Annotated in this window: 11 protein-coding genes; all 11 read right to left on the bottom strand. The window is 21.6% G+C overall.

Annotated features, from left to right (window positions below):
• Positions 1-115 precede the first annotated feature (115 nt).
• The 11 genes from BGI41_RS02625 to rfbC all read right to left on the bottom strand — a co-directional run bounded on the left by BGI41_RS02625 (position 116) and on the right by rfbC (position 13,363).
• Complete coding sequence (locus BGI41_RS02625; protein WP_088538695.1) at positions 116-1,519, bottom strand: undecaprenyl-phosphate glucose phosphotransferase; 1,404 nt, start codon at positions 1,517-1,519, stop codon at positions 116-118.
• A 245-nt stretch (positions 1,520-1,764) separates the two neighbouring features.
• A complete protein-coding gene (locus tag BGI41_RS02620) occupies positions 1,765-2,628 on the bottom strand; it encodes a glycosyltransferase family 2 protein (RefSeq protein WP_088538694.1) in 864 nt (287 codons plus the stop codon).
• A 104-nt stretch (positions 2,629-2,732) separates the two neighbouring features.
• Positions 2,733-3,698, bottom strand: a complete 966-nt coding sequence (locus BGI41_RS02615; protein ID WP_088538693.1) for a glycosyltransferase family 2 protein — start codon at positions 3,696-3,698, stop codon at positions 2,733-2,735.
• A 169-nt stretch (positions 3,699-3,867) separates the two neighbouring features.
• A complete protein-coding gene (locus BGI41_RS02610; protein ID WP_088538692.1) occupies positions 3,868-4,869 on the bottom strand; it encodes a glycosyltransferase family 2 protein in 1,002 nt (333 codons plus the stop codon).
• Between the two features lie 135 nt (positions 4,870-5,004).
• Complete coding sequence (locus BGI41_RS02605) at positions 5,005-6,123, bottom strand: CDP-glycerol glycerophosphotransferase family protein (protein WP_088538691.1); 1,119 nt, start codon at positions 6,121-6,123, stop codon at positions 5,005-5,007.
• 237 nt (positions 6,124-6,360) lie between these two features.
• Complete coding sequence (locus BGI41_RS08440) at positions 6,361-7,545, bottom strand: ABC transporter ATP-binding protein (protein WP_088538690.1); 1,185 nt, start codon at positions 7,543-7,545, stop codon at positions 6,361-6,363.
• A gap of 172 nt (positions 7,546-7,717) precedes the next feature.
• On the bottom strand, positions 7,718-8,506 hold the full coding sequence (locus tag BGI41_RS02595; RefSeq protein WP_088538689.1) for an ABC transporter permease: 789 nt from the start codon (positions 8,504-8,506) through the stop codon (positions 7,718-7,720).
• A 437-nt stretch (positions 8,507-8,943) separates the two neighbouring features.
• Positions 8,944-9,999 (bottom strand): glycosyltransferase family 2 protein, encoded by a 1,056-nt coding sequence (locus BGI41_RS02590; protein ID WP_088538688.1) that lies wholly within the window; start codon positions 9,997-9,999, stop codon positions 8,944-8,946.
• A gap of 52 nt (positions 10,000-10,051) precedes the next feature.
• A complete protein-coding gene (locus BGI41_RS02585; RefSeq protein ID WP_088538687.1) occupies positions 10,052-11,662 on the bottom strand; it encodes a glycosyltransferase family 2 protein in 1,611 nt (536 codons plus the stop codon).
• A 124-nt stretch (positions 11,663-11,786) separates the two neighbouring features.
• The gene (gene rfbB, locus BGI41_RS02580) at positions 11,787-12,794 is read right to left on the bottom strand and encodes a dTDP-glucose 4,6-dehydratase (RefSeq protein ID WP_088538686.1); all 1,008 of its coding nucleotides are present in this window, start codon (positions 12,792-12,794) and stop codon (positions 11,787-11,789) included.
• 11 nt (positions 12,795-12,805) lie between these two features.
• The gene (gene rfbC, locus BGI41_RS02575; protein WP_088538685.1) at positions 12,806-13,363 is read right to left on the bottom strand and encodes a dTDP-4-dehydrorhamnose 3,5-epimerase; all 558 of its coding nucleotides are present in this window, start codon (positions 13,361-13,363) and stop codon (positions 12,806-12,808) included.
• Positions 13,364-13,492 lie beyond the last annotated feature (129 nt).

Below are 13,492 nucleotides of genomic sequence, written 5' to 3'. Positions count from 1 at the left end.
TAAATAATTTTTTAATTTAAATAATTTTATAAAATTAAAAAATAAGCAAATAATTAAATAAAAAAAGAAAATAATTAAATAAAAAATTAAGATTAAAACTAAAAAATAAAAAAAATTAATAAGCATTAGAATTACTTTTTAAAACTGTTTTAATCATAATTGCTAAATCTAAACCTAAATGCCAATTTTCTACATATTCAATATCATATTCTATACGTTTTTTAATAGAAGTATTACCTCTACAACCATGAATTTGAGCCCATCCAGTTAAACCTGGACGTACTTGATGTTTAACCATGTATTTTGGAATTTCTTTTTTAAATTGATCAACAAAAAATGGTCTCTCAGGTCTAGGTCCTACAACACTCATATCTCCTTTTAAAACATTAAAGAATTGTGGTAACTCATCAATACTTGTTCTTCTAATAAAATCTCCCACTTTTGTTTTACGTGGATCATTAGGTGTTGTCCATTCAGATTTTTCCTCTTCTTTATTTTGAACTTTCATACTTCTAAATTTATACATAGTAAAAAGTTGTTGTTGATAACCAATCCTTGTTTGTTTAAAAATGATAGGTCCTGGAGAAGTTAATTTAATTGCAATAGCAGTAACTAGCATGACTGGAGAAGTAATAATAATTGCAATAACAGCAACAAGTAAATCAGAAATTTTTTTAACTGTTTTATTAAATGCATCATCTAAAGGAACATATCTAATATTAATAATTGGAATATCTTCAATCATATCTACAGATGGTTTAGCAGGGAAATAATCTGTATATGCTGGAATAATTTCTGCTTTAATTCCTGATCTTTCACAACTATCTACTAACTCATTAATATGTTTATAATATTTTAAAGGAATAGCTAAAATTACACGATCATAATTATGAGCTTCAAGAATTTTATCTAAATCTGCAAATGAACCAATAATAGGAATACCATCAATATCTTTACCAACATTTTCTGCTCTTCCTAAAAATCCAGATATTTTATATCCTAAATATTTATTTTCTTTAATTTTTTTCTCAAAATTATATGCTAACTCATTATCCCCTACAATAAGAATATGTTTAAGATTCTTATCATTTTCACGAAGACGTTTTAAAAATAATCTAACAAATGATCTTTCGAAAATACCAAAAATTGTTGAAAATACAACAAGTAAAAGCATTAATATTCTTGAGAAGTTTGGTTGATTAATAATAAATAATATTGTAATAAGTACAAAAAATGAAAGAATATTAACTTCAATAATTTGGTTAGCTTCTGAAAAAATACTTCTATGAGTTCTAAATGGTTTATACAAACCAAAAGAGAAATATAAAATTAAATAAACTGGTAAAATAGCTACTAATAAAAATAAAGCATATTCTTCAAAACCTAAATGACCACCAAGAGGTCCAAAAATAGTAGTTTTAAACCTTACAAAAGCAGCGCATAATAATGAAAAAACGATTACAAGAACATCAGCTAATACTAATACACCATTTAATAATCGTTGATTCTGCTTAATCATATTATCACAACTAATTTAATAAAAACTACTAAAATATTTTATACTATGTGTAATTATATTCATTACAATATTAATATTTAATTAATTTATTTAAAATAAAAAACAATTATAAAGAATTTAAAAATTTATACAATTAAAAAATATTTTCTTAAAAATAAAATTTAATCATTAATTACTAAAATAATTATTGTTTAAGTAAAGTTAATCCTAATTAATAAAATAATTATTAAAATAATTAAGTAAAATTAATCATGTTTAAAAACATTAATAATTAATTTTACAAGACATAAAATAGCTATACCAATATATATTATAAAATTTAATAAAGGATTATATTTTTTAGTATAATGTTTATGATAAAATATATACATTGCTCTATAAAATTCATATACTAATTTTGATTTCTGTTTTTTACTACTAGAACCTTTAAAATGAGTAATAGATGTTTTACCATAATAAATTATTTTATAACCTGCTTCTTTAATTCTATAACAAAGATCAATATCTTCACCATACATAAAAAAGTCTTCATCAAGATATGCAATTTTATCTAAATCTTTAAAATTAATTAACATAAATGCTCCAGTTAAACAATCTATTTCATAAATTCCATTATCATCTAAATTATCTAAATTATAATTATTTAAATCATCATTTTTAACTGGAATATGGAAAAGTCTAAAAAAAGAGTTTGTTGGATTTGGAAAACTACGTCTACATGCTTTATCTAAACTATTATCACTAAGTAATACTTTAACACCTAATGCTCCAACATCACTATGGGATTTTATATAATCCATAGATAATTGAAGAGTATCTTCTTTAACTAAAGTATCTGAATTTAAAAGTAGAACATAATCACTAGAACTTTTATTAAGTGCAAGGTTATTTGCATATGCAAATCCACCATTAATATCAGATAATATAAAATTAATCTTATTTTCATTAGAATAATATGATTTAAGTTTTTCAAAGCTTCCATCATTTGATGCATTATCTACTAAATAGATATCATAATTATAATTAGTTCTAGATTTTAAAACTGAATCAATTGCATTTTTTGTAATTTCAAATGTTTTATAATTAACAATTATAATTGATAAATCCATAGTAAAACCTCTAATAAAAAATATTCTTTCATTAATAAAATACTAAAAATTATTATTTAATAGCTAATAAAACTTAAATTATTTAATTAAATAAATAGCTAAAACTATTTTTTAAAAAGTAAAAATGTGTTTTTTAATAATTTCCATTCTATTTTAAAGTAGTTTTTCCAATTTTTAATATTGAATTTTGTTTTTTCTAATTTATTTCTTGAATTTAAACCTTCTTTAATTCCAGAAATATAAATATCTCCAAATCCTTTCTTCTTAAAATATAAATATTTTATACCAAATCCAATAAGTAAAAATATAAAATTAATAATTTTTTGTGGAATTGGAAAGTTTTTATATATTAACCATATATTATTTCTTGCAGCAATCTTAATTTTAAATTCATTATATTTACTTCCAGTAGTACCACTTCCAATATGATATACTATTGAATCTGGAGAAAAATAATTTTTATAACCATTAATTTGAGCTCTGTATCCAAGATCTACATCTTCCATATATGCAAAGAAATTATTATCAAAGTATCCTAATTCTTCAATAATAGACTTTTTATATAATGCTGCACCAGCACAACTTGAAAATATTTCCCTTGTTTTAGTATAATTACTTATATCTTGATTATTTCCTGATTTTTTTGTATAAGCAAGTATTGTATACTCATCACCTGCATCATCAATAAGATTTCTATTATAAAATTGAAGCATCTTAGATGATACTGAGAATATATTATCATATGAATTAATAGTTAATAATAGATTTTTAATAGAATCTTTTGTAATTTCAACATCATTATTTAATAAATATACATACTCTGATTTAGATAATTTAATACCTTGATTAATAGCACTTGCAAAACCTAAATTCTTAGTATTTTTAATTAATTTAATATTAATTGGATAATTAGAAGATAAATCATTAATATATTCTATACTTTTATCAGTAGATCCATTATCAACAATAATAATCTCATTAATATAATCTTTCTCTATTAATAATGAATTAAAAAATCCTTCAAGAAATTTAAATCCATTATAATTTGGAGTAATAATTGAAACCTTCATTATTATCACATTACACTATTAATAACTATTAAATTCTTATCAAAATATTTGATAATTTATTTTATAAATATATCATTGATAATTAATATAATACAAATATATTATATGTAAAATTCTAAACATACATACTATTTTTAAATAGCTTCTAAAAAATAAAAAAATTTTAAATTTAAATACTATTTTTAAACAACTTCCAAAAAGTATAATATGTTTTTGGAGAAATTAAAAATAGTCTAATTTTAATATTAAATTTTTTATCTTCAGAACTAGGTTTAAAATCCCTAAGTTTATCTAATAATCCCATAGATTGAACTTTATCCATAATCATATCATATGGGAAATCACAATAAAATAAAAACATTAAGTTTCCAAATATAGATTTAGGAATACGTTTTGTATAAATTAAATCAACTATTTCTTTACTTTTATTTTCGGAATAATCCATATAATATTTAGCAAAATTATCTAGAACATTAATAAAATCAAATCTTTCAAGATATGCATTTGAAGTGATTGAATCATCTCTTTGAAGATATAAATATGTAAATTCATGAGATATTGCTACATTATGTGAGCATACAAGTGATTTAAGTGCAAATTCAGTATCTTCACCATAATTAATGTTTTCATTAAATCTTATACTATATTTATCTAATATATCTTTTTTATACATTAACTCAACAAAACTAAAAGGTATACTCATATTTAATTCTAGTTTAATAAATTCATCAGAATCTATTAAATCTAAATTTTTAATTGAATCATATGAAGATATATCTGTTAAATATTTACCTTCCTCATTAATTTTACTAAGATAAGTAAATGATAAATCTGCATTATTATTAATAAGACTATTATATAAATTTTCTATATGATTAGTATTTAAAATATCATCATCATCAAGAAATATTATATATTTTCCACTTGCTAATTCAAGACCTCTATTTCTTGCAGAACTTACCCCTTTATCTTCTTGAGAATCCACTATAAATGTAAAGTCATAATTTAATAAAAATTCATTTATAATATTTACAGAATCATCTTCAGATCCATCATCAACAAGTATTATTTCAAAATCTTTAAAACTTTGAGATACAAGTGATTTTAATGTTTTTTCAATATACTTAGAAGCATTATACACTGGAATTATTACACTAACTTCATTAGCCATTATAATCACATAAATATTAATTATTTACTAAAAAATTTATAAAAATTTTAATAAAATCAACAACTTTTTTAGAAAACTATAATCAAAAATCTAAAATACAATCAACAATTCTTAAAAAACTATAATAAAATAGAATTAAGAATCTAAAACATAATCAATAATTCTTTTAGAAGACTTATCATCAATATAATCAAATTGAAATTTTAAAAATTTTTCTAATTTATCCATTTTAAATATAGAATTTTTAATAACATAAATAAGTTCATCAGTATTTTTAACTATTGTTCCAGGAACTTCATTATAATCAAAATAAAATCCTCTTTCATTAGATAAATAATTATCTAAATCATATGCAAAGAATATTATAGGTCTATTTAAAATTGAATATTCAATCATTATTGATGAATAATCAGTTATTAATATATCAGATATTAATAAAAGATTCTGCTCATTTTCATAATAAGTACAATCAATAACATTATCAAAATTAAAAATATCCTTATTAATATTATCTTCTGTATCAAATTCATACATTTTAGGATGTAATCTAATAAGAAGTACATATTCATCAGATAATTCATTAATAAATTTATTTACATTAAAATACTTAAAAACATTATTATATTTAGAATTTTCCCTAAAAGTTGGAGCATATAAAATTATCTTTTTATTCTTAATTTCAGGATGATTTTTCATGAAATCTTTTCTTATTTTACTAATATTATCTTCTGAAGTATTTTCTTCTGAATAAAAATCAAGTCTTGGGATTCCAGAAGCAATAATTTTATCTTCATCAATTTGAAAAGCTTCACTATAATATTTCTTAATATTATTTGATGTAACTGTAAGATAAGATATACGTTTAGAGGAATTTCTAATTAAATTAATTAAATCTTTATCATTAAATTCAATAGATGAATAACCAAATTTTTTAAATGCTCCTGGCCCATGCCAAAGCTGGATAACTTTAGTCTTATTAGATATATTCATATAAGCAAGAGCAAGAAAATTATCATTTAAAAATATATATTTAGATCTTGCAAGATGATAAATATCTGAAATTGAAAATCTATTTTTAACTACACAATTATATTCAAAATCAATATTACGAGAATTAAGTTCTTTATAAATATAATTAAAGTTTCCAATAAAAGAATTGTTTTTATCCATAACAAATGTAACAGAATTATCATTAATTGGAAATATATTAAGTAGATTAAAGATAGCCCCATATATCCTGTGTTTTAAAGCCATATTATTACCTTAACTAAATTAAATAATTAAAATTTAAATCTAAAACCTAATAAAAATTAAACCTAAATTTTAAACTTAATAATAAATACTAAATTAAATAATTAAAATTTAAATCTAAAACCTAATAAAAATTAAACCTAAATTTTAAACTTAATAATAAATTAATCTAAAATAATATAAAAATTTAATTAAAATAATAAAAATTCTAAAAAATAGTAAAAAAATAAAAAAAGTAAATTAATTTAATTTAATATTAGCTAATTGTGCTCTAGATGCATTTTTAGCAGCTTCAATATATTTATCACAGACTTTATCTACTTCACCATAATCCATTACTTTACCATGATCAAGCCAAAGAGCTGTGTTACATATTTTCCTAATAGCTTCAATTGAGTGAGATACTAAAATAACTGTAACTCCTTTTTTCATAAGAGACTCTAATTTTCTAGTACTTTTTTCCCTAAATTTAACATCTCCAACAGAAAGAACTTCATCTAAAATTAAAATATCTGGAGATACAACAGTTGCAATAGAAAAACCAAGTTTTGCTTTCATACCCGAGGAATAATTTTTAATAGGTACTTCTAAAAACTCACCAAGCTCTGAGAATTCTGCAATCTCATCATATTTTTCTTCAAGAAAGTCTCTTGTATATCCTAAAATAGATCCATTTAAGAAAATATTTTCTGAACCAGTGTAATTATGATCAAAACCTGCACCTAATTCTAAAAGAGGTGCAACATTTCCTTTAACTTTAACTTCCCCTTCAGTAGCTTTCATTACACCAGATAAAATCTTAAGAAGAGTACTTTTTCCAGCACCATTAAAACCAATTACACCTAATCTTTCACCTTTTCTAACTTTAAATGATACATGATTAAGTGCTTTAAATTTAGTTTTAGGAGGAATTTCCCTTTTAATTGCACGAATAATATATTCTTTAAGATTATCAACTCTTTCTTTAGATAAATCAAATTCCATTGTTAAATCTTTAACATCAATAATTACTTCATCTGAAACAGGATAAGCTCTTAAAGGATATTTTTTAATAATTTCTTCCCTAGTTAATTTTTTTGGTTTAGGTTTAGGTTGTGGTTTAGGTTTAGCCTTTGGTTTTGGTTTAGCTTTTGGTTTAGGTTTAACAATTATTTTACTTTTAGTTTCTGAAGGTAAGTATTCAGAATCTCCCTTAAAAGACATAATTATAGTATAAGTTTTTGGATTAAGATTAATTTTAAGAAATGCAGATCCATCTGAAGATGTTGTAGAAGAATAATCTGTATTTACAATATTAAAATGAATTTCTTTACCACTTAATGGATTACCATCTTCATCTACTAAAATAGCATAATAAGGAGTAGCTGATTTAAAAATTTTTTCTAAATTAATACCATAAATACGTGTTTTTTTCTTTTCTGACATAAACTACCTCCTAATTAAATTTTAAACTATAACAATAATATTTAATATAAATACAAGCTTAAAATAAGCATGATATTTTAAACTAAATAAACAACTTATACAATCTCAAATAAATCAAATATTTTAAACTAAATAAAGAATTTTTATAATATTCAATTTATAATTACTACAATTATAAATGTAAAATGAATTTATCTTGATATTTGTAAAATATTACAATACCTACAATTAAAGCTACTATTGAGGAGAATATTAAATACAATAATAAATTCAATTGAGGGAAAGAATTATACAATATACAATCCCTACATGAAGATACTGCAGCATATAATGGACTTAAATAGAAGAATATTAAGAATTTTTTAGGTATAATACTAATAGGATAGAATAATGGTGTTAAATAAGATAACAACATAATCATTACACCCCATAAATACTTAATATCTGTAAAGAATGTTGTTAATGTTGCAAGTATTAAACCTACACCTATTGCAAATATAAATAAAAATACAACGGGTATAACCATATAAACAATAGTTAAGTAAAATGGTGCTTTTGTTAAAATCATTACAAGTACAAGTACAATAAGTGATATTAAATAATTAACAAATTCTGATGAAACAACTCCTAATGTAAACATATATTTAGGAACATATACCTTTTTAATAATTCCTCTATTAGCACGTATAGAATTCATTGCACCTGATGTAGAATTAGCAAATAAATCAAATAATAATTTACCAGATAATAAATATACAGGATAATTAGGAATTGAACGACCAAATAATGTTGAAAATACAATAGTTAATGCTAAACATTGAAGTAATGGATTAAAAAAACTCCAAAGTAAACCTAAAACAGATTCTTTATATTTACTTTGAATATCCCTTTTAATAAGTTCATATAATAAAAACTTATATCTATTAAAATTAGCTAAAAATCTAGAGATATTTTCAAACATTATTTTCACCCATTATAAAAAGATAATAAAATATATCTAAAGAACATATATAATTTAAAATATTTAAAACTAATGATTTATATATTTTTTTTATTACAAATAGACTTTACTATTTTAGATTTTAATGAAATTTATATAAAATTAAATTTTAAAAAATACTTAAAATAGTCAAAACATCATTTATTAATATCAATTATTCTTAACATACAATAAAACTACTTAAAATACAATATGATACTACTAAAAAATAATATCAAATATAGATAAAAAATCTATTAATATAATATTATCTAATTTTAAAATATTATCTAATATATAATCTATAATAGATTTTACAATTTTTATTATTCACTTAAAATTCAACTTATTCAATAAAATAATATTATTAAACCCTAACTTAAAACACAATATATTCAATAAATTTTATTATTAAACTCTCACCTAAGATGCAATTTATTCAAAATAGATTTTACAGACTCTTTAATTTTTCTTGATTTTTTAATTTTCTTAGAAACTTTTAAAGCTTCAATATAATCATCATTTAATATAGGTTTAGCTAAATCTTTGTAAATTCTTTCTGAAAAATCTGGAGTATACTCTAATTGTTTTTTTAAAATTGGAGATATTTTCTCTAAAAGTTCTATTTTTTCATTATCACTTATATCACTAGCAATAAAACTTTTAATCCAATATACAACATGTTGAGTAAAAACATTTGGAAAATAATATTCCTTATTAAAATTTTTTAAATCATCCCATGTTTTAAAGTATCCATCAATCATTGCACTAAGATATTTTTTATTACGTATATGAATTGTTGATTTATCATTTGCACTATTTCTAATTCTATAATTATATGCAAAGAAATTATTAAGATAAATAGCTTTATTAACACATAATAATGAATGTATAAAAAGTTCTAAGTCTTCTGCAAGCATTTCTTCAATAAATTTTATATTATTCTCAAAAAGAAAATCTTTTCTATAAAGTTTAGTCCAAATACTTGGACCTATCTTAAAGAAATCAGGATTTTCATCAATTGAACTTATTTTTACTTCATTAATATTTTCATTAAATACATATTTAGGCTTAATAATTTTATCATTATATACATTCATATAGCTAGCAATAAGTAAATCTGCATTTTCACTTGAAATCTTATTATACATTACCTCAAATGCATTTTTTACATAAGTATCATCATGATCCATTACTATAACATAATCACTTTCAGCATTTTTAATACCAATATTTCTACCTTCTCCAGGAAAACCAGAGTTTTCATCTTTAAAAATAACTTTAATATTAGAATAATCATTATTATACTGATTTAAAAGATTAACAGTATATTTATCTGTAGATTTATCATCTACAATAATTACCTCAACATTATCAAATCCAATACTCTGATTTTTAATAGAATCTATTGCATCTACAATAAAATCTCTAGAATTATATGTAGGTATAATAACTGAAAGTTTATAATTTGACATAATTTAACCACACAAATATAGTTCTAATATAATATACAATCTAATAAAAATATTAACAATTATCATTAGAAGAAGGATATTTTTCTAATATAAAATCTTTTAATCTATTTATAATATTATTATAATCTGAATCTAAATAATATACTTTAGATGAATTATTAAATGAATTATAATTATCTAAATCATTAAGAAATATTAAATCATATAAATCTAAATCAACCATTGAAACAATATCTTCTAAACATAATATTTTTATAGTGTTTTCACGTAAATCAATATCTTCAATATTTATATTAGTATCAAATGATATTATAACATCAGTTAAACTATCAGAGTATATTTCTTTAGAATTAGAAGATAATTCAACTATAAATCCTTCATTTTCAAGTTTTTTAGATAAATCTAAAATAAACTTATTTAATTTATTTGTTAAAAATAAAAACTTTAAAGGTTCATTAGAAAAGAATTTATCTTTATTTAATTTATCTAAAAATATATTTCTATTTAAATAATTATACCATTTATTAATAAGCCTATCTGAATTATTTTTAAAGTTTTTATTAGTAGTTCTAGTACTTGATTCATGATGAAATAGTAATGCACTTGAACAGTAAACTACATCATAACCAGATTTATTTAATTTAAGGGAAAAATCTACATCTTCATAACCATAAATATATCCTTCATCAAGACCACCAAGTTCAGTATATATAGATTTCCTAATTAAAATAGCTGCAGCTGTAACAGAAACTACTTTTTTACTTGTATTAACATTAAAATCAAAAGGATTAGATAGTAAATTATTATTATAAGCATACACTTTTAAATATTTATTAAAAGAAAAAATATCTCCAGAATGTTGAATTTTAAATGATTTATTACTTGAATCAATATTATCATAATAAGGAAATAGGAGTTTAGCACCTACAGCAGCAATATTATCATTACTTAATATAGTTGCTACCATTTCATTTAACCATCCAAAACTTGGTTCAATATCATTATTTAAAAGTAGAACAAACTCCCCATTAGCATTATCTACTCCAATATTATTTGCTTCTGAAAATGATAAATTCTCAGAATTTTCAATAATCTTAACTGGAAAATCTAAATCTAATGATTTAATATAATTAACTGAATTATCACTTGAATCATTATCAATAAATATAAGTTCAAAGTTAGAATAATTAGTTTTCTTAGAAAAATCCTTAAAAAGAGTTTTTAAATGATTAACACCATTTCTATTTAATACTATAATAGAAACAAGAGGTTCATTAGTAAAATTATGATTATTTAAGTAAAGTTTATTTGTATCAAGTATTCTTTCTTTAATAAGATATTGTGATGGAAAAATCTCACGATTTTCATTAATACCATATAAAACATAATGAACAAGCGGATTTAAACCAGATTTTTTAACATCTGGATAATTATTTAAATATTTAAAAGTATTGAAATTTAAGCAAGGATCAAAACCTTTTTTATATCCATAAAACAAGTAATGTTCTAAAGGATTAGCTGAATAATAATTAGAATAATGAGTTTTATAAAATTCTTCATCAAATAATCCTAAATCAATAATCTTATCATATGCTTTGCTATATTTTAAAGCTTTTTTAGCATTAAATTTAGATTTTGACATTAAACTTAAAATATTACTCATATTATAACCCTTTTTAAACATAAAAAGTAAAAAAATTTTTATTTTTATTAAATTAGCAAATAAAATTATTTAATTAGATATTAGTATTTACTAAAACAGATCTAAATTAAATAAAATTATCTAATTACCTATTAGAATACATTTTTTCATAGTATTCTTGATATTCTCCACTTTTTACTTTTTTAATCCAATCTTGATTATTTAAATACCAATTAATTGTTTCAACAATACCAGTTTCAAAATTATATTTAGGTTTCCATCCTAATTCTTTTCTTATTTTAGATGAATCAATAGCATAACGTCTATCATGACCTAATCTATCACTTACAAATTTAATAAGAGATTCTGGTTTATTTAACTGTTTAAGAATTAATTTTACAATTTCAATATTAGATTTTTCATTATGGCCACCAATATTATAAACTTCACCAGATTTACCTTTATGTAATACTAAATCAATAGCAGTACAATGGTCATAAACATGTAACCAATCTCTAATATTTTTTCCATCACCATAAATTGGAAGTTCCTTATCTTCAAGTGCATTAGAAATCATAAGAGGTATTAATTTCTCTGGGAATTGATATGGTCCATAATTATTTGAACAACGTGTTATATTTACAGGAAGATTAAATGTATTGTGATATGCTCTAACCATTAAATCTGCACCTGCTTTAGATGCAGAATAAGGACTATTAGCCTGAAGTGGTGTTTCTTCAGTAAAGTATCCTTCAGGTCCAAGAGAACCATAAACTTCATCAGTTGAAACTTGAAGATATTTTTTAATATTATATTTTTTAGCTGCATCAAGTAAAGTTTGAGTTCCTAAAATATTTGATTTAATAAAGATTCCTGGATCTTCTATACTTCTATCTACATGACTTTCAGCAGCAAAATGTACTATATAATCTACATCAGACACTAATTTATCAACTAAATCAATATCCCTAATATCTCCTTTTACAAATTCATAATTATCATAATCTTCAATATCAGTTAAATTTTCAAGATTTCCACAATAAGTTAATGCATCAAGATTAATAAAATCATAATTTGGATATTTATTAACCATATATTTTAAGAAATTACTACCAATAAATCCTGCTCCACCAGTAACAAGTATTTTAGTCATATGAATCTCCCCTAAAAGTTTACAGGTGTATCTTTAAGAGCTTTCCAATGTTGATCTTTTTCTGAAAAGATTAAATTATCAATACCATCAGTAGGCCAATCAATACCTATATCTGGATCATCCCATTTAATTCCACCTTCATCATCAGGATTATAAAAGTCAGTACATTTATATACAAATTCTGCAATATCAGATAAAACTAAAAATCCATGTGCAAAACCTTTTGGAATAAATAATTGTTTTTTATTTTCTTCAGATAAAGTTACTCCTACCCATTTACCATAAGTTTCTGAATCTTTTCTTAAATCTACAGCAACATCAAAAACTTCTCCTTTAATTACACGTACAAGTTTACCTTGTGGTTGAGTATATTGGAAATGAAGACCTCTTAAAACACCTTTTGTAGATCTTGACTGATTATCTTGAACAAAAGTTAAATCATAACCTTCTTCTTTAAAATCATTTTCATTATATGTTTCCATAAAATATCCACGTTCATCACCAAATACTGTAGGTTCTACAGTAAATACACCATCAATATCTAATTTTGTAAATTTGAATTTTCCCATAATATCACATTATTTTTAGTTTATAATTTAAAATTAATAAATTTTTAATATAAGTTATAATTATATTTACAAATTATTTTTATGTGGTTTTTAGATAAAAAACTTCAAATAATTTATATAAATATATAG

Origin of the sequence: Methanobrevibacter sp. 87.7, from assembly GCF_002208625.1 — an archaeon.
Taxonomy (GTDB): Archaea; Methanobacteriota; Methanobacteria; order Methanobacteriales; family Methanobacteriaceae; genus Methanarmilla.
Note: the sequence above shows the minus strand (reverse complement) of the source record. Positions and strands in the feature narration are given on the sequence as shown.